Annotated in this window: 13 protein-coding genes and 1 pseudogene; 6 read left to right on the top strand and 8 right to left on the bottom strand. The window is 73.3% G+C overall.

The annotated features are described in order from the left end of the window. The 4 genes and pseudogenes from AC13HU_RS10225 to murJ all read right to left on the bottom strand — a co-directional run. On the bottom strand, nt 1-2,042 hold a 2,042-nt coding region (locus AC13HU_RS10225; RefSeq protein WP_483041467.1), incomplete at its 3' end, for a phosphatidylglycerol lysyltransferase domain-containing protein. Between the two features lie 243 nt (nt 2,043-2,285). Next, nucleotides 2,286-3,206 (bottom strand): SigB/SigF/SigG family RNA polymerase sigma factor, encoded by a 921-nt coding sequence (locus AC13HU_RS10220; RefSeq protein ID WP_483041466.1) that lies wholly within the window; start codon nt 3,204-3,206, stop codon nt 2,286-2,288. Nucleotides 3,207-3,304: 98 nt separating this feature from the next. Further along, nucleotides 3,305-3,448 (bottom strand): annotated as a pseudogene (locus AC13HU_RS10215) (DUF7737 domain-containing protein); the annotation flags it as partial. Nucleotides 3,449-3,491: 43 nt separating this feature from the next. Further along, the gene (murJ, locus tag AC13HU_RS10210; RefSeq protein WP_483041465.1) at nt 3,492-5,669 is read right to left on the bottom strand and encodes a murein biosynthesis integral membrane protein MurJ; all 2,178 of its coding nucleotides are present in this window, start codon (nt 5,667-5,669) and stop codon (nt 3,492-3,494) included. 444 nt (nt 5,670-6,113) lie between these two features. Between murJ and AC13HU_RS10205 the strand changes: the two genes are divergently transcribed. Then, nucleotides 6,114-7,769 carry a N,N-dimethylformamidase beta subunit family domain-containing protein gene (locus tag AC13HU_RS10205; RefSeq protein ID WP_483041464.1) on the top strand — a complete coding sequence of 552 codons (1,656 nt, stop codon included), beginning with the start codon at nt 6,114-6,116 and terminating at the stop codon, nt 7,767-7,769. Between the two features lie 73 nt (nt 7,770-7,842). Here AC13HU_RS10205 and AC13HU_RS10200 read toward each other — a convergent pair whose 3' ends face one another. The 3 genes from AC13HU_RS10200 to AC13HU_RS10190 form a co-directional block, all read right to left on the bottom strand. Next, on the bottom strand, nt 7,843-9,003 hold the full coding sequence (locus AC13HU_RS10200) for a site-2 protease family protein (RefSeq protein ID WP_483041463.1): 1,161 nt from the start codon (nt 9,001-9,003) through the stop codon (nt 7,843-7,845). A gap of 237 nt (nt 9,004-9,240) precedes the next feature. Next, a complete protein-coding gene (locus tag AC13HU_RS10195) occupies nt 9,241-9,705 on the bottom strand; it encodes a GtrA family protein (protein WP_483041462.1) in 465 nt (154 codons plus the stop codon). Nucleotides 9,706-9,754: 49 nt separating this feature from the next. Then, the gene (locus AC13HU_RS10190) at nt 9,755-10,984 is read right to left on the bottom strand and encodes a glycosyltransferase 87 family protein (protein WP_483041461.1); all 1,230 of its coding nucleotides are present in this window, start codon (nt 10,982-10,984) and stop codon (nt 9,755-9,757) included. A 464-nt stretch (nt 10,985-11,448) separates the two neighbouring features. On the opposite strand from AC13HU_RS10190, the gene htpX reads away from it, so the two are divergent. The 4 genes from htpX to AC13HU_RS10170 all read left to right on the top strand — a co-directional run bounded on the left by htpX (nt 11,449) and on the right by AC13HU_RS10170 (nt 16,552). After that, nucleotides 11,449-12,351, top strand: coding sequence for a zinc metalloprotease HtpX (htpX, locus tag AC13HU_RS10185; protein ID WP_483041460.1), 903 nt, complete (start codon nt 11,449-11,451; stop codon nt 12,349-12,351). Nucleotides 12,352-12,522: 171 nt separating this feature from the next. Next, nucleotides 12,523-14,724 carry an APC family permease gene (locus AC13HU_RS10180; RefSeq protein WP_483041468.1) on the top strand — a complete coding sequence of 734 codons (2,202 nt, stop codon included), beginning with the start codon at nt 12,523-12,525 and terminating at the stop codon, nt 14,722-14,724. Nucleotides 14,725-14,830: 106 nt separating this feature from the next. Then, nucleotides 14,831-15,931 carry a lysylphosphatidylglycerol synthase transmembrane domain-containing protein gene (locus tag AC13HU_RS10175; protein WP_483041459.1) on the top strand — a complete coding sequence of 367 codons (1,101 nt, stop codon included), beginning with the start codon at nt 14,831-14,833 and terminating at the stop codon, nt 15,929-15,931. A gap of 183 nt (nt 15,932-16,114) precedes the next feature. Further along, nucleotides 16,115-16,552, top strand: coding sequence for a hypothetical protein (locus tag AC13HU_RS10170; RefSeq protein ID WP_483041458.1), 438 nt, complete (start codon nt 16,115-16,117; stop codon nt 16,550-16,552). Between the two features lie 37 nt (nt 16,553-16,589). On the opposite strand, the gene AC13HU_RS10165 is transcribed toward AC13HU_RS10170, so the two are convergent. Next, the gene (locus AC13HU_RS10165) at nt 16,590-17,732 is read right to left on the bottom strand and encodes a PP2C family protein-serine/threonine phosphatase (protein WP_483041457.1); all 1,143 of its coding nucleotides are present in this window, start codon (nt 17,730-17,732) and stop codon (nt 16,590-16,592) included. Between the two features lie 295 nt (nt 17,733-18,027). Here AC13HU_RS10165 and AC13HU_RS10160 point away from each other — a divergent pair, with 295 nt between their 5' ends. Next, complete coding sequence (locus tag AC13HU_RS10160) at nt 18,028-18,198, top strand: hydrophobic protein (RefSeq protein WP_483041456.1); 171 nt, start codon at nt 18,028-18,030, stop codon at nt 18,196-18,198. The last annotated feature ends 347 nt before the right edge of the window (nt 18,199-18,545 follow it).

The raw sequence follows: 18,545 nt of genomic DNA, 5'->3' as shown, positions 1-18,545 counted from the left end.
ATCACGCACCCCGGGTCGGCCGGATCGCCGAGCCGCCCCAACCGCACCCCGCCGGCCGCCCGGCCGTGCCGCCGCCACGCGTCGGCGAGTTGCCGCAGCCGCACCCACTCCTCCTCGGCCACCTCCCGCTGGCGGCGCACCACCACCGCGTATCCCGCCCCCGCCATCGCCCGCCGCAACTCCGCCGGCCCGGCCGGCAGCGCGCCGACCTCGACCACCGGCTCCACGCCGGAGTCCAAGCCGTGCAGCCCGGCCGCCGTGTAGACGCCCGCGGCGCTGTCGCCCGCGTGTGCGACGGCCGCGACCCAGGCGTGCTCGCGCGCGGTGTCCAGCCAGTGCGCGACCGCCGCAGGCCACGCGGTCGGCGGGCCGACCGGGTCACCGGCCGCGAGCGTGACACCGTTCACCACCCGGTGCACGATCGCGGCCTCCCGGCCCGGCGCCCAGCACACCGCGCGGTCCCGGCGCAGCGCGAAGTACCCGAAGGAGTCCCGGCCGCCGTCGGCCCGCAGCAGCGCCCGCAACCGCCGCTCGTCCGCGGGCAGCAGCCGGTCCCGGCCGCGCGGGGCGCGCAGGAACGCCAGCACCACGAGCAGCAGCAGCGCCACGCTGATCAGGTTGACCAGCAGGTCCGCCCACCACGGCACCCTGATCCCGGGGTGGTCGAAGATCGCCGTCAGCGTCAGCGTCCGCACCGCCGCGTACCGGGCGCTCGGGCCCCAACGGGCGGGCGCGTCCTGGTCGGTCGCGTGGACCAGCAGGGTGCCGGCGCCCACCGCGACCGTCGCCCCCACCACCAGGCTGAGCAGGCCGACGGCGATGTTGCGCCGCTCGCCGCGTACGTTGAAGGCGGTGCGCGACACCAGCAGCGCGCCCAGCAGCAGCAACGTCAGTGCGATGGCCAGCCAGTTGAGCGCGTACCGGTGCGCCCCCGGCATCGCCGCGACGGCGATCGCGATCGCGACGGTGTACGCGGCGGTCGCCGCCGTGGTGAGCAGCCATGCCGCCCGCTTGCGCCGGCGCAGGCTCACCGACAGCACGAACGCCAGCGCGGCGCCGGTGAATCCGGGGCTGACCAGGAACGCGGAGACGTGGTCGCCGCCCGTGGCGGCCCGTACCCGGTCGCGCAACGGGCCGACCAGCCCGCTGACGAGGTCCACCGCGGCCGCCAGCCGCAGGTACCACACGGCCACGACCGCGCCCGGCCCGCGCAGCGGCCCCAGCACCCGGGCCAGCAGCAACTCCAGCCGGGACGGCGGGACCTCGACGACGGTCGGCACCACCGACGGCTTCTTCGCCAGCGACACCGGGGTGGGCGCCCCGGCCACCGCGTCCATCACCGCGGTCTTCGCGGCCATCACCCGCCGCCGGGCGCCCTCCTCGCGCCGTTCGGCCCGCGCCATCCGGCGCGGCCGCGCGGTGTACCGCCAGCGCGCCCACGGGCTGTGCGGCCGGGCCAGCCGCAGCGCGCCCACCACCGCGAGGACCGGCACCATCACGCCCAGCAGCCCGGTCCACACCTTGCCCTTGAGCAGGCACAGCACCACGAACCCGAGCAGCAGCGCGGCCACCACGTACGACCCGGACGACCGCCCGCCGACGTAGCCGCCGAGCGGTGCCTCGCCGGCCAGCAGCAGCCCGATCACCGCGACCGCGAGGATCACCGCGTCGACCGACCGCCGGCCCTCCTCCTTCCAGTACACGTCCTCCAGGTGCAGCACGAGCGCGAACTCGTCCAGCACCAGCCCGCAGCCCATCCCGAAGACCACCGCGAGCACGTCGTGCGCCACCGGCCCGCCGCTGATCCCGAACGCGCCCACCCCGCCGATGATCATCATCACCTGGCCGAAGACCACGTGATGGATGTGCATGCCGCCCGGCTGCACGTTCCCCGGCCACCATGACACCTGCCGCCGGATCATCCGCACGCTGAACCGGATGAAGAGGAACGAGCAGACCAGCCCGGCCAGCAGCAGGAAGAGCTGCTCGCGCCCGGCGCCCGAGGTCTGCGTGCCGTGCGTGCCGCCGAGCCAGTGCCTCATGGCCCAAGGGTGCTGGCCGCGTGCCCCGGCGCCGACCGGGACGCGCGGAACATGCCGTGCGCTTGGCGCGTATGGGGGCATTTCGTGTGACGATCGCACGACCGAGCCCCGCGCGGCCGGCGTGCGGGGCTCGTCGTCGAAGGGGAGTTCAGCGCGTGCGATGGCTCACGGGCGTGCGGCGGCTCTGGCGCGTGCGGCGGTTCAAGTGGGTGCGGCAGCTCACGTGCGTGCGCGGGCGGCGGCTCACCGCTCGGTGAGCATCCCGGTGCGCAGCTTGGCGAGGGTGCGCGACAGCAGCCGGGAGACGTGCATCTGCGAGCAGCCCAGCCGGGCGCCGATCTCGGCCTGCGTCATCTCGTCGGCGAAGCGCATCCGCAGGATGCTGCGCTCGCGGTCGTCCAGCCGGCCGAGCAGCGGCGCGAGGGCGTGGAAGTCCTCGACCAGTTCCATCGCCGGGTCGCAGGCGCCGATCGACTCGGCGTACGGCCGGCTGCTGTCGGAGCCGCCCTCCTCGTCGCCGGCCGGCAGGTCGATCGAGCCGGCGGTGTAGCCGTTCGACGCCACCAGGCCCTCGATGACGTCCTCCTCGCCGATCTCCAGGTAGGCTGCGAGCTCGGCGACGGACGGCTTGGCGTCCAGCACCGCGGTGAGGTGGTCGCGGGCCTTGGCCAGCTCCACCCGCAACTCCTGGAGCCGGCGCGGCACGTGCACGGCCCAGCTGGTGTCGCGGAAGAACCGCTTCATCTCGCCCACGATGTACGGCACGGCGAAGGTGGTGAACTCCACCTCGCGGCTCAGGTCGAACCGGTCGATCGCCTTGATCAGCCCGATCGTGCCGACCTGGAGGATGTCCTCCATCTCCTCCGGGCCGCGGCTGCGGAACCGGCGGGCGCTGAAACGCACCAGCGACATGTTCATCTCGATGAGGGTGTTCCGCGCGTAGCTGTACTCGCGGGTGCCCTCCTCCAGGGTCTGCAGCCGCTCGAAGAAGAGCTTCGACAGCGCCCGCGCGTCCTTCGGGGCGACCTTGCCGGCCTCCTCGATCCAGGGCAGTTCACCGACGCTCCCTGCGTGCGCGCCCAACTCGGGGGCACCGGGAGAGGTAGCGGAACCCGTCGCGGCAGGCTGGACGGACGCTTCTGCGGACTGCGTGGCCACCGTCATGTCATCACCCCAGGTCGTCGGAACTGCTGTTCGCCCTCTTACCCCCGACCTTCCCGCACACTCCCACTTCTTCAGAACGGTTGTCATGCGGCATCTCTTCACCGGTCAACTGCCGCCGTGACGCGGGCGATCTGATCCACTATGTCCTGGTCTGCCATGTGTTCGTCATCGGCGAGGAGGAGGACCTTGCTGAGGATCACCGAGGTCTGCTCGTCGTCGTCGGCGAAGGGGAGGAAGAGGTCGCGGTGGGGTTCGCGGGCCGGCCCTTCGGGCGGCCGGCGGCGGTCAGCGTCCCAGCCGCCCGCGCACCATTCCCAGCAGCGCGTTCAGCTCCTCGATCCGCATCCGCTTCGCGATCGCGAGGAAGACGCCGATCTGGACCACGAGGCCGATCAGCAGTGCGCCGGCCGCGCCGAGCAGACCGCCGCCCAGGGCACTCTCGGTGGTCCGGGCGAGGAGGAAACTCAGCACCGAGGGGATGATGCTGGCGACGACCAACCGGCCGTAGGTGCGGCGGATGCGCGGGCCGTCGAGGGTGCCGATCCGGCGCCGCAGCCGGGGCAACGCCACCATCAGGCCGACGAAGTACGCGACGCCGTAGCCGAACGCCATCCCGATCACGGCCCGTTGCGGCGGCAGCACCAGGTAGGACACGCCGGCGACGGCCGCGTTGACCAGGGCGATCCACACCGTGTTGAAGAACGGCGTCCGGGTGTCCTCGTAGGCGTAGAAGCCGCGCAGCATGACGTACTGCGCCGAGTACGGGATCAGGCCGAGAGCGAACGCGGCGAGCATGTAGCCCACCGAGCGGCCGCCGTTGGCGCCGGTGCCGTAGATCAGCGCGCCGATCCACGGGCCGAGGGAGAGGAAGAGGAAGGCGGCCGGCACGATCGCCACCGCCGAGGTGCGCAGGCCGTGCGAGATGTCGGCGCGGACCGCGGCCGCGTCGCCGTCGGAGGCGGCGCGGGATATTCGGGGCAGCACCGCGCTCATCACCGAGACCGTGATGACCGCCTGCGGCAGCTGCCAGATGGTCTGGGCGCTGGTGTACGCGGCCAGGCCGGTGCCGCTGGCGAAGCCGTGCGCCGCCGCGGACTTCTCGGCGGCGGTGGCGAGTTGGGTGACGACGATCAGCCCGGCCTGGTTGGCCAGCACGAACAGGAAGGTCCAGCGGGCGAGTTTGGCGGCGTGCCCGAGGCCGTGGCCACGCCAGTCGAAGCGCGGGCGGTAGCGCAGCCCCGACTTGCGCAGGTAGGGGATCATCGACAGCGCCTGCACCACCAGGCCGAGCAGGGTGCCGATGCCCAACAGCCGTACGCCCTGCGGGGAGATGGTGCTCGGGCTCACCGCGGAGTGGCCGAAGCTGCCGAACACCCAGATGTACATCCCGAAGGTGAAGATCACCACGACGTTGTTGAGCACCGGGGTCCACATCATCGCCCCGAACCGCTCGCGCGCGTTGAGGATCTGGCCGGCCACCACATGCACGCCCATGAAGAAGATGGTCGGCAGGCAGTACCTCGCCATGTCCACCGTGACGTGCGCGCTGGTCGGGGTGGACATCAGCGACGGGGAGAGCATCCGCACCAGCAGCGGCGCGGCCACCACCATCACCAGCACCACACCGCCGAGCGCCGTGATCACCAGCGTCAGCAGGCGGTTGGCGTACGCCTCGCCGCCGTCCGCGTCGTTCTTCATGCTGCGGATCAGCTGCGGGACGAACACCGCGTTCAGCGCGCCGCCGCCGACCAGGAAGTACACCATCGTGGGCAGCGTGTAGGCGACCTGGTACGAGTCGCCCATCACGCCCTGGCCGATCGCGGCGGCGATCATCATGTTGCGGACGAAGCCGGTGCCCCGCGACACCATGGTGCCCATCGCCATCACGGCGCTCGAACCGAGCACCGACTTCTTGCCGGTGCTGTCCGCGGCCGGCGCGCGCCCCGCCTCCCGTGGCGGCGCCCGGTCCACGTCGATCACCGGGAACGTCCCGGTCGCCTCGGCCGCCACGTCGCCGCCGGCCCCGCCGTAGACGTTCGGCGCGTAGTAGAGGGAGTAGTCGGCGTCCTCGTCGCGGTAGAGGTGGGCGTACGGGTCCGGGTCCGGCACGCCCTGCTGCGGGACGGAGTTGTATCCGTAGGGGCCGTACTGCTCCTGCGCGTACTGCTCCTGCGCGTACGGGGCTTGCGGTTCGTACCCGCCGTACTGGCCGCCCTGCCCCTGCTGTTCGTACCCGCCGTAAGGACCCGGGTTCTGCTGGTAGCCGTCATACGGACCGGGGTTCTGCTGGTAGTCCTCATACGGGCCGGGGTTCTGCTGATATCCGCCGTAGGGACCTTGGTCCTGCTGGTACCCCTCGTACGGGCCCGGGTTCTGCTCGTATCCGCCTTGCGGGTAACCGTTGTCCCCGTACGGACCTTCGTACCCGTCACGCCGACCGTTGCCGCCGTCCGGCGTGCTCATAGGTCTCTCCGCTTCCGCTGCAACCAGGACGCGTCCGGCGCCCCCGGTCCGCCGCCCACACCGCATACCTTCTCATCCGCGGGGCCCCCGCAGTTCCCCGAGTGGCGTCAGGGAGCCGGGGCGTGGAGGGCGGGGCGGTACCGGAGGAGGCCAGCGGCGGCCCCCGGTCCGCCGCCCACACCGCATACCTTCTCATCCGCGGGGCCCCCGCAGTTCCCCGAGTGGCGTCAGGGAGCCGGGGCGTGGAGGGCGGGGCGGTACCGGAGGAGGCCAGCGGCGCCGAGAATGGCGTAGAAGGCGTACCCGTGACCGTACGGGCCGGCATCGGTGAGAGCGCAGAGGCGTACGGTGGCGCCGTTCGGCCGTGTCCGGGTCGCTCAGGGGCGCGGGCTGCCGCAGGATCGAGGCGGCGAGCGGCGGACACGGGCGGAGAGGGGCGGCGTCATGCACAGCGGGGAGGATCACGCGTCCTGGGGCAGCTCCGACGACACCGACCCGCCGGGGCCGCCGAGTTGGCCGGGGCCGACAGATCCGCCGCCTTCGCCGGGCCCGGTGGAGGACGGCACGGCGAAGGGGCCGGGGCGGCGGCGGGTGCTGCGGGTCGCGGCGTCGGGGCTGGTCGTCGTCGCGAGTGCCGGTTGCAGCGGGAGTTCGCACCGGGCGCGCCCCACGCCCCCCGCGCCGGACCCCGGCACGTACCGGCTCACCGGGCATGCGGCGCTGAAGGGCACCGACGACTGGCGGCTCGGCCCGATCGGCCCGCCCCACGCGATCGAGGGCTACGCCGACCGGGTCAGCGTGCTGCCGGGGGAGTCCTTCGCGCTGCACGTGTCGACCACGGCGCGTTCGTTCCGCGTCTCCGCGTTCCGGGTCGGCTGGTACGGCGGCGCGCAGGCGGCCCTGGTGTGGGCCTCGCACACGGTGGCCGGCCGGCGGCAGGGTCCGTACAGCACCACCGTGGACACGCGGATGATCCGCGCGGGCTGGGACCGCAGCCTGGAGATCTCGGCCAAGGGCTGGCCGGAGGGCGCCTACCTGCTGCGGCTGGAGGCAGACAGCGGGCACCAGCGGTACGTCCCCCTGGTGGTCCGCTCGGCCGACGCCCACGGCCGCACCCTCCTCATGCACGCCCCGGCGACCTGGCAGGCGTACAACGACTGGGGCGGCAACTGCCTCTACTACGGGGCGGACGGCTCGTACGCGCGCCGGGCGTACGAGGTCTCCTTCGAGCGGCCCTACGCCAAGAACGGCGCCGAGAAGTTCCTGGTCTACGAGCGGGCCGCGGTGGTGCTGGCCGAGCGGTCGGGCATCCCGCTGGCGTACACCACGGGGATGGACGTCCACCGCGACCCGAGCGTGCTGAAGGGCGCGACCACCGCGGTGGCGCTCGGCCACGACGAGTACTGGACCCCGGAGCAGCGGCAGCACGTCACGGCGGCCCGCGACGCGGGGACCAACCTGGTCTTCCTGGGCGCCAACTCCTGCTTCCGCAGGGTCCGGCTGGCCTCCGGCGCGGCCACCGCGCCGCCCGCGGTGATCTGCTACAAGAGCGACTTCTACGCCGATCCGTACCTGGCCGACCACCCGCACATGGCGACCACCGACTTCCGTACCGGCCCGGGGGCCGACCCCGAGTCCTCGCTGACCGGCGTCCTCTACGAGGGCTTCCCGACCGACGCGCCCTACGTCGTGCAGAACCCCGACCACTGGGCCTTCCGCGGCACCGAAGTGCGCCGCGGCGAGAGCTTCGCCCACCTGGTCGGCGTCGAGTACGACCGGGTCACCCCGGGCTCGCCCACGCCCCGGCACATCGAGGTCGTCGCCCACTCGCCGCTGGTGTGCCACGGGAAGCACAGCTACTCCGACTCCGCGTACTACACGGTGCCGAGCGGCGCCGGCGTCTTCGCCACCGGCACCATGCGCTGGGTGGAGGGGCTGATGGCGGGCACCGGCCTGGACGGCCGTGACCACAAGATGGACGTCCGCACCCGGGGATTCGTCACCAAGGTCACCGAGAACGTCCTCACCGGGTTCGCCGAGGGACCGGCCGTGAAGCACCAGCCCGCCCCGCGGGACAACGTGTCGCGCCTCTATCGCTGAGCCGTTCGGAGCCGTTCGGAGCCGTTCGGAGCCGTGCACGGGCTGCACCGGTGCGGCCGGACCGGTGGCCACGTCAGCGGCTGTGCCCGGCGCCGTGCGCGGTGGGCGGGGGCGGCCACGCCGGCGGGCGCGGCCGCCGGGTGAAGCCGATGATGTCCTCGGCGGTGATCATCCCGACGACGTGCCGGTCCGCCATCACCAGGATCGGGCGGCCCGCGGTCGTCACGGCGTTGTCGAGGATGTCGGTCACCTGGTCGTCGGGCTCGGCCAGCGTGCAGCTCTCCAGGGGCGCGGAGATGTCGCGGACGCGGACCTCGGCCCGGTTCGCGGCGGGGACCGCCCTCAGCGCGGGCACCGTGATCACGCCGCTGGGCCGGCCGTCGAGGTCCGTCACGGGCACGACGACCTGCCCGGCGGCGCGCGGCATCGTCTCGGTGATGAACCGGTCGACCGTCTGCCAGTCCTGGCCGGTGGCCACCGGCCGCATCGCGTCGGCGGCCCGTATTCCTCGTACGGCTTCGAACAGCACCGACCGGCGCACCTCCGAGTGGGCGGCCATCAGCACGAACAGTCCGACCAGCGCGAGCCACAGGCCGGCCGCGCCGCCGTAGAGGAACTCCATCCAGCCGCCGACCACCATCAGCGCGCCGGCCACCTGCCCGCAGCGTGCGGCGATCCGGGCCGCCTTCTCGCGGTCGCCGCGCACCCGCCAGATCACCGCCTGGAGCACCCGGCCGCCGTCCAGCGGGGCGGCGGGGATCAGGTTGAAGGCGGCGAGCAGGACGTTCGCCCAGCCGGTCCAGGCCAGCAGCGCGGCGAAGAGCGTCCAGTGCAGGACATCGCCGGTCACCACCGCCGCGGCAAGGCCCAGCCCGCCCAGGAACAGGCTGGTCAGCGGGCCGACCGCGGCGATCCAGCCCGAGCTGCGCGGGGTGGTGGCCGACCCCATCCTGGTGACCCCGCCGAGCGCGAAGACCGTCACGTCCTCGACCTCGACCTTGGCCCGGCGGGCCACCAGGGCGTGCGCCGCCTCGTGCGCGACCAGGCTCACCATCAGCAGCAGCGCGCCGACCACCGCCCACGCGTCGTAGGCCGCTCCGGAATGGCCCGGGGCCCAGGCGGGGAGCACCCCGCCGGCGAGCCCGAAGCTCAGGACGATGATCAGCAGTGGAGCGCTCCAGTGCATCCTCAGCGGTACACCGGCGATCCGGCCCAGCGGTAGCGATCCGTTCATCGCACCTCCCACGCCCGTTCACGGACGGCGCTCCCGCCAGCCGGCGGCACGCCTTCCCCTACCAGTCTGCTCCCGTCCGCTCCCGCGCGGGCACGGCCGGACGGCTGAGCGCGACCGGCTTCCTCGCGGCCGCGTTCCGGCCGCCGGTTCTTACGACCTGGTGCACGAGCATTTCGGCAACGCCGCAGACGGAGTCACAGGACGTCGCGAGCCCGCCACCTATCGTGCACCAGGTCGTTACTCCTCGGCGGCCTGCGGGGCGGGGTCCTGGGCGGCGGGCAGGACGGTGAAGACCCAGGTCCGGTAGGCCCAGAAGCGGAACGCGGTGGCGAGGGCGATCCCCACGAACTTGCCGGTGCTGCTGCGCAGCGGGCTGCTCCAGCCGAGCCCGCGGGTGGCGCCGTAGAAGACGCCGTTCTCGATGACGACGCCGACCGCGCTGAAGGCGAGGAAGAGCATGAGCCGCCGCAGCCGGCGGGTCCGGTCGCGGTCGCGGTAGGTGAAGTAGCGGAAGCCGACGTAGTTGAAGATGACAGCGGCCACGGTGGCGATCACGCCGGCCTGCAGCACGAGCAGGGAGGAGTAACGGCGCAGCAGGTTGTACACGCCGAGGTTGACGAAGATGCCGCTGACGCCCACTGCGCCGAACCTGGCCGCTTCCCGGGCCAGGACGACCAGCCTGCTCTGCGAGGCGACGCTCATGGGGTCTCCCGTCCGTGCGGCCCGCCGGCCGGCGCGCCGGCCGCGGCCGTCACGGGTACACGGTGGTGGTCTCCGCCGGGGCGGTCGCGCGGGGCCGCACCGTGACGACGGCGGCCGTGGCGAGGAAGGCGAGCCCGGCCAGGGGATAGCTCGCGGCGAGCAGTATCTGGCCGGCGTTCTCGTGGAGTTCGGGCCGGTCGGCGCCGTGCGGGAGGGTCCATACGACGTCGCAGCAGAAGACCACCACGCACGCCGCCGCGCCCAGCGCCCAGCGCAGATCGCGCCGGCGCAGCGCTTCGTGGACGAGCAGGACCGTCATCGGCACCTCCCACACCCAGTGGTGGGTCCAGGTGATCGGGCTGACCAGGAGCGTGGTGACGCCGCAGGCCACCACTCCCCACGCGGTGGCGTTCGGCACCCGGTCGGTCGCGGCCAGTGCCGTGACCGCGACGAGGGTGCCGCCGACGGCGACCAGGACGGCGGCGGCCAGCCACACGGAGGTGGGGTGCGCGGTGTGCTGGAGCCGGGCGACGACGCCGCGCAGCGACTGGTTGGCGATGTTCACCGCGGAGCCGGCCCGGTCGGGGGCGAAGGCGCAGCTGGTCCAGTAGCGGAACGAGTCGTGCGGTAGCGCCGCGGCGGTCAGCAGCGTGACGCCGGCGAAGGTGCCGGTGCCGGTGCGGAAGCGGCGCAGCCATGGGGTGCCGCGCCCGCGGGTGGCCGCGGCCGCCCCTGCCAGCACCACCAGGAACAGCAGCGGCGTGACCTTGATGGCCGCCGCCAGCCCGACGCCGATGCCGGCCCACCGGTTGGCGGGCCGGCGGGTGAAGTCCCACAGCACCAGGCACACCAGGAGCAGGTTGATCTGGCCGTAGCGGAGGGTGGTCCAGACCGGTTCGCTCCACGCCGCCCACGCGGCAGTGCCCAGCACCGCCGCCGCGCCCGGGCGCCGGCGCAGCACCAGGCGCAGCGACAGGGCGGCGAGGACCACGGTCAGCAGCAGGTTCCCCGCGGTCGCGGCGGTACGCATATGGGCGACGTCGAGCCAGGTCAGCGGGACGAACAGCAGCCCGGCGAAGGGCGGGTACGTCATCGGCAGTATCGCGGAGGTGGCGTGTATGGCATACAGGTCGCCGCCGCCGCGCACGGTCCGGCCCGCCGCGCGGTAGACCATGACGTCGATGAGCGAGACGTGCGTGGCGCGCTGTATGACCCACACCATGGCGAAGGACGCGGCGCACACCGCGGCAGCCCAACCCGCACGCAGCCGGTAGCTCATGAACGCAACGCCCGCCTCTCGACGCCACCTGTCAGCCGTGCGGCTGACGCCCCATCAGAATGGGATACGGAGCCGGTCGCGCGGCGCGGACGCCCCGCCCGCGGGTGCGCAGACACACGGGCGGTCGGCGCCCGGATGGGTTGCGGCCGGCGGAATCCGGCCACGGGGGCGGCGCGGGCCGGCCGCGGGGGAGGAGCGGGGGCGCCCGGTGCGGACCTGGGGCGGACCCCGGGTGGACCTCGTGCGGACGCCCCGCGCGAACGCGTCGCCCCGCGCGAACGCGCCGCGCGTGCGCCGCGCCCGGTGGGGCGGTGGCCTGCGGGTTCGCGGCGCCGTCGCCCCGCCGTCGCCCCGGAAAGCGGAGCACACTGGACAGTGGCGGGATTCCGACCCGATGTCGGGGGCCGCGGGAATTGGGCCGGTTCGTCGGTTCCGGCTCCGTGGAGACGAGGTGGTGAGCGGTCGTGCGCTCTCGATTCGCGCCCGACTGGAAGCTCACGGTCCGGATGCTGACGGTGATCTTCCTGCTCGGTCTGGTGTTCGTGGCGTTCATCGCCGTGCTCATCGCGCTGCTGAAGTCCGTGGTGGTCGTGGTGGTGATCGCGGTCGCCGTACTGGCGGCGCAGTACTGGTTCTCCGACCGGATCGCGCTGTTCGCGATGCACGCGCACGAGGTCACCCCGCAGGAGCAGCCCGAGCTGCACGGCGCGGTCGACCGGCTGTGCGCCCTCGCCGACATGCCCAAGCCGCAGGTGGCCGTCTCCGAGATGGACCTGCCGAACGCCTTCGCCACCGGCCGCAGCGCCGATCACGCCGTGGTCTGCGTGACCACCGGCCTGCTGCGGCGCCTGGAGCCAGGTGAGCTGGACGGCGTGCTCGCCCACGAGCTGTCCCACGTCGCGCACCGGGATGTCGCGGTGATCACCATCGCCTCGTTCCTGGGCGTGCTCGCGGGGCTGCTGGTGCGCTTCGCCTTCTATTCGGAGTTGTTCGGCAGAGGCCGCCGCGACCAGAACACCCTGCTGCTGCTCGCGATGATCATGGCGGTGTCCGTGGTGGTCTACTCGCTGAGCTTCCTGCTGATCCGCGCGCTGTCCCGCTACCGCGAACTGGCGGCCGACCGGAGCGCGGCCGAACTGACCGGCCGGCCCTCCGAACTCGCGTCCGCGCTGGTCAAGGTGAGCGGCACCATCGCCCGTATCCCCAGTGAGGACCTGCGTACCGCGCGGGCCTTCAACGCGTTCTTCTTCACCCCGGCGCTGAAGGAGGGTTCGGCCCTGGCGACCGCCTTCTCCACCCACCCGAGCCTGGAGCACCGGCTGGAGGCCCTGGCGAAGCTCTCCGCCGAGATGGGGCTGCACGCCTGAGCCATCGGTCCGGACGACCCCGGCGGCACCGCCGCCGGGGTCGTCCGCGCGGGAAGCGGGTTCGCACCCCCCGCTTGAGTGACACTGAGTCGTGTGAAAGCTGCGCACGGTGATATCGGCGGTAGTGGCGGCGCCCCGGGTGCGGGCGGTGGCGTGCCCACCCCGACGGAGATGCTGCCCGGTCTGGACGAGGACCAGCTCCGGGTGCTGGGCGAGGTCGGGCAGGCATGGGCGCGGGTGTCGGACGACGCGGGCAAGCAGCGGCACGCGCTGCCGGTCGATCCCGACCTCGGCGGCTTCCCGCCGGCCGAGGAGGTCGGGCCCGACCGCTTCGGCCGCATGGTCCGGGTGGCGACCCTGGGCACCGGGACCACCCCGGCCGAGGAGGGGCCTTCCTCCGGTACGGCCCGCGCCGCCTACCGCGTCCGGCACGCGCTGATCGGGGCGCCGCTGAAGAGCACCGCGGTCACGCGCGAGCGCATGCGCAAGCTGGTGGCGCTGCCGGTGCTCTCCGCCGACGCGCTGTCCTCGGTGGCGTACGGCCCCGAGGCCCTGCTCGCCGTGCTGGTGCTGGCCGGTACCGCCGGCCTGAACTACACCACGCCGATCGCGGCGGCCGTCGCGTTCCTGATGCTCGCGGTCGGGGTGTCCTACCGGCAGACGATCCGCGCGTATCCACACGGCGGCGGGTCGTACATCGTGGCCGGCGACAACCTCGGCCGGGTGCCGGGCCTGGTGGCGGCGGCCGGGCTGATGACGGACTACATCCTCACCGTCGCGGTGTCGATCGCCTCGGGCGTCGCCGCCATCACCTCCGCGCTGCCGTCGCTGTCCCCGTACGTCGTGCCGATCGGCGCGGGCGTGATCGCGCTGCTGCTGGTCGGGAACCTGCGCGGGCTGCGCCAGGCCGGCGCCCTGTTCGCCGCCCCGACCTACGCCTTCATCATCGCGATGTTCGCGCTGGTGGCGGTGGGCCTGACCGACGCCGCCGACCGCGGCTTCCACGCCACGCCCGCACCGCATCTGAACGCCACCGAGGGCGTCAGCATTCTGCTGGTGATGCGTGCCTTCGCCTCCGGCTCCACGGCCATGACCGGCATCGAGGCGATCTCCAACGCGGTCCCGGCCTTCAAGCCGACCGAGTGGCGCAACGCCCGCACCACCCTGACCTGGATGATCTGCCTGCTGATCACGATGTTCGCGGGTGTGACGGCGATCGCCCGCCTCGACGGCGTGGTACCCCGCTCCGGCGAGACCGTGCTGTCGCAGCTCGCCCACCGCAGCTTCGGCTCGGGGCCGATGTACGTCTTCACGCAGGTCGCCACCGCCGCGGTGCTGCTGCTGGCCGCCAACACCGCCTACAACGACTTCCCCCGGGTGCTGTTCCTGCTGGCCCGCGACGGGCACGCGCCGCGGCTGTTCCTGCGGCTGGGCGACCGGCTCGCCTTCAGCAACGGCATCGGCGTGCTGTCGGTGGCAGCCGCGGTCGTCTTCGTCGCGTTCCGCGGCAACACCACGTCGCTCATCCCGCTCTACGCGGTCGGGGTGTTCCTCGCGTTCACGCTGTCCCAGGCCGGGATGGTGCGCCACTGGTGGCGGCTGCGCGACCGGCACTGGCGCAAGAGCCTGTTCTTCAACGCCACCGGCTGCGTGCTGTCCGCGCTCGTCTTCATCACCGCGGGGATCACCAAGTTCACCTCGGGCGCCTGGGTGGCGATCCTCGCCGTCGGCCTGTTCCTGCTGGTGACCACGCGTATCCACCACCACTACGAGGAGGTCCGCGCCGCACTGCGGCTGCACCCGCAGGCGATCGAGGTGCCCGCGTCGCCCGGCGGGCCGCCGCACGATGAGCCACGAGCCGTACCGCCGGTGCCGGTGCCCGAGGCGCCTCCCGCCGCGCCGGCCGCGCCGGTGCCGCCCGCGCCCGCGCACGCGAACGGGACGGTCCGGGAGGACGAGGAGAGCCCCGAGGAGATCCGGAACCTGGCGATCGTGCCGATCTCCACGCTGGACCTGGCCGGGATGCGGGCACTCGCCTACGCCGCGTCCCTGCGCCAGCCCGCCCTCGCGCTGCACCTCAGCCCCGGCGAGGGCGAGGCCGAACGTTTCCGCGAGTACTGGCACGTATGGGGCGACCACCTGCCGCTGGAGGTGCTCGTCACGCCCTACCGGGCGACCGTGGCCCCGCTGGTCCACTACATCGAGGCGCTGCACGAGCAGCAGCCGCAGCTCACCCTCACGATCATCGTCCCGGAGATCGTGACGCGGCACCGGCGGTACCGCGTGCTGCACAGCCGTACCGCGAGCCGGCTGCAACGGGCACTGCGCACCCTGCCGAAGATCGTCGTCACGAACGTCCCGTACCACGTGTAGTCCGGTGGGCGTGGTGGGCGTGGTGGGTGCGGTCCGCGTGGCGGGTGGCGGCGGCGCTGCCGTGGCCTGACGGTGTCGGCGGCGACCCGGCCGTACCGTGTCTCGCGTGGTGAACCAAAGGGGCGGAACGGACGAAACGGGCGGCGCCGAGGGCGCCGATCCGGCTTCGGCGCGGGCGCGGCGGCGGGTCCGGCACCCGGTGTGGTGGGTGCTCTCCGCCGTGCTGGTGGGCGCCGCCGTGGCCCTCGCGGTGGACCGGCGGCACGACCTTGTCCTGGCGCTGCACCAGATCGCGGTGGTCCGCCCGGCGCCGCTGGGACTGGCCGCGTTCTTCGAGGTGCTCTCCCTGGCCTGCCTGGCGGCGCTGCAATGGCGGCTGCTGCGGCTGGGCGGGGCCCGGCTGGGGCTCGCCCGGATGGGCGCCATGGTGGTGGCGTCCAACGCCGTGGCCGGGGCGCTGCCCGGCGGCGCGGCGTTCGCGGCCGCGTGGCTGTACGGGCAACTGCGCCGCCGCGGCGTGTCGCTGGCGCTCGCCGGGGCGGCCCTCGCGGTGGCCGGCCTGATGTCGGCCACCAGCCTGTTCCTGCTGCTGGTGGCCGGCGTCCTGGCCAGCGGCAAGGCGGGGCCCTCCGGCCTGCGCACCGCCGTGCTCTGGCTGACCGCCGCCCTCGTGCTGCTCGCGGTCGCCGCGACGGTCCTGCCGCGCTTCGCGCCCGTACGGCGGCGGGCGTGGCGGGTCTGGAGGCGTATCGGGGTCCGCTCCCGCCGGCTGTGGAACATCGAGGACGGGCTCTACCACCTGGTCCGGGAGGTGCGGGAGGTGCGGCCGGGGGTGCGCCCGTGGCTGCCGCCGTTCGCGCTGGCCCTGGGCAACTGGCTCTTCGACGCGGCGTGCCTGGTCGCGTGCGCGTGGGGGCTGGGCATCACCCTGCCCTGGCGCGGGGTGATGGTCGCCTACACCCTCACCCAGATGTCGGGCGCGCTGCGGCTGACGCCCGGCGGGCTCGGCATCGTGGAGACCAGCCTCGCCGCGCTGCTGGTCTACTACGGGCTGCACGCCGACCAGGCGATCGCGCTGACCTTGCTGTACCGGATTCTGAGCTACTGGGCGCTCCAGCCGATCGGCTGGGCGAGCTGGCTCGGCCTCACGGTCACCTCGCGCCGGCGGGACGCGAGGACGGTGGGGGAGCGGCGGGGCGGCGCCTGATTCCGGCGGTGCGCTGTGCTGTGCGGCTGGGTTCGGTTCCGGCTCGGCCCGGTCCGGCCCGGCGATCGGTCCGCCGTCCGGTGGCGCGCCCCCGCAGTACCGTGGAAACGGTGGTACCGACTGCCAGCCGGCGCCGAAGGAAAGGGTGACGCCGGCGCAGGCCGGAAGCGAGGTACTCAGACGATGGAAGCCGACCGTATCGACCGCATGGTCTCCCAACTCCGCGCGCGAGACGTCATGGCCCATCGAACTGAGACCGGCGTATACAGCTTCGGTATCCGCGTGGTCCTCGGCGACGGAAGCGAAGCCGTATGGACACCCGGCGGGGCCACCGGGCTCGACGCGCAGGTGATCCGGGACGGCGTGCTCATCGGCTGTGTCCCGCACATCCCCGGCTCCGAGAACTTCACCGACGAGCAGACGGTCGACGCCATCGCCACGGCCCGGTACTCGGAGGAGGGGCTGCACCCGGCGGATCGCGCCGGCCCGGAAGCGGGTCCCGGCGCGGGCGCGACCGGAGGGTCCCCGTCGCCCGGTCCGGGCGGTCCGAGTGGTCCGGGCGGTTCTGGTGGTCCGCCGCGCCGGCCGTGGTTCCGGCGCAGGCGCGACCGTCCGCGCTGAGCGGGGGGCGCAGCGTCGTACGGGCCGGGTGCACCTCCTACGAGGCTCCGGAGCCTGGCGCGGCCCCCTGCGCTTGCACCGTACGGGTGATGGCGAGCAGGGCGGCGTCGTCGGCGAGACTGCCGCCGGTGTGGGCGAGCAGGTCCTGGCGCAGGTGCCGCAGCAGGGCCTCCGGGGTCAGGGCCGGGGGGAAGGTCGCCACGCGTTCGACCAGCGGATAGAAGATCCCTTGCCGCGAGCGGGCCTCGATCAGCCCGTCGGTGTAGAGCAGCAGCGTGTCGCCGTCGTCGTAGGCGATCTCCTCGGGGTGCACCCCGACGGCCGACAGGAAGCCGGCGCCCAGCGGGGGCGAGGGGGCGGCGCAGCGGGTGACGGTGACCTGGCCGTCGGCGCCGATCACCAGCGGGGCCGGATGGCCGCAACTGGCCATCCGGACCGGGCCGTCGCGGTCGGGCAGTTCCAGCAGCAGCGCGGTGGTGAAGTGCTCGCCCGGGTCCTGCTGGCTGTCTGCGACCTCCTCCATGTCCCGGCTGACCCGCTCCTCCAGGGCCTCGGCGAGTTCGGGCAGCGTGTCGCAGTACCGGGCGGTCTCCCGGAAGGCGCCCAGCACGGCCGACGCCTCCGCGATCGCGGGAAGCCCCTTGCCGCGGACGTCACCGATGATCACGCGGCTGGTGGAGGGGCGTCTGCGGGTGACCGCGAAGAGGTCGCCGCCGATCTGCGTGTCGTCCTCGGCGGCGAGGTACAGCCAGGCGATCCGCAGCGGCCCGACGTGCTCGGGCGGCGGCCGCAGCAGGACCCGCTGGGCGGTTTCGGAGATGAGCCTGACCCGGCTGAGCTGCCGGCTGCGCCGGTCGCGGATGTAGCTGAAGAAGACCAGGAGCACCGAGAGCACGATCAGCGCGACCAGCTGCCACACGCGGGCCACCGTGCCCGAGCCTCTGGTCACGAAGACCACGAACGCCTGGGCGCCCACCGCCACGACGGCGATCACCGCCGTGCGCCACGGCCCGGCGAACGACGCGGTCAGCGCCGGCGCGACCACGAGCATGGGGCTGAGGAAGACATCGTTCGGCGACACCGCGTCCGCGACGGTGATGAGGACCACCAGGGCGAGCGGGATGGCGAGCGCCAGGGGCGGCGTCCGTTCCGTCAGGTCGTCCAGCCGTCTGAGGTCCATACGGGGAATTTTATGATGTTTACGGACTTATGGTGCGGGTCGGGCATTCCGCGACCGATCCCGACCGTGCCCGCACACCGCCGCACCGGGTGCCCGCCCGAAGTCCACCTGGTGCCGGCAGGGCCTCCATCCGGCGCCTGGCCGGGCACTCGCCGGATGCCCGCCGGACACTCGCCAGGCCGGGCGGCAGGGTCATCCGGGGCGCGGCATCCCCGTATGCCGCCGGCACGCGGTGTGCGGGTCGTCGCATGATCGCCCCGGGCAGGGGCAGGCGCTCTTTCGGAGGCTGATCGCCATGGGACCGTTGCTCGTTGTTCTTCTGCTCGCGCTGATCCTCTTCGGCGTGGGATTCGCACTCCACCTGATCTGGTGGGTCGCCATCGTCGTGCTTGTGCTGTGGCTGCTGGGATTCCTGGTGCGCGGCACCCACTCCCACGGTGGCCGGGGCCGCTGGTATCGCTGGTAGTACCGCGCCCCCGACCCCGCGACCGACCACCGGGCGCCACCCACCCCGAAGGGGGCCGGGCGGCGCCCGCCTCTACCTTCGGACCGGCCCCGGACCGGCCCCGGTCCCCGACGACCGCGGCGGCCGGCGCCTTCCCGCGGCGCGCTGTGGTGAGTGCCATGTTCGGCGGGTGAACCATCGGGGCGATTCGGGTCCCGGTCGAGGCGGGAAGCCCTAGAGTGGGGGATCTTGAAGTCGGTCGGGACGCGCGTGGTCGGGCGGGTCGTGCGGCGTAGGGGATGGGGTCGTGATGACGGTTGAACTGCCTCCCGGGCCGGTGCGGTTCGTGAATCGCGAGGGGGAGAGGG

The organism is Streptomyces sp. NH27, from assembly GCF_056859195.1.
This window is presented reverse-complemented; position numbering and strand designations above follow the sequence as displayed.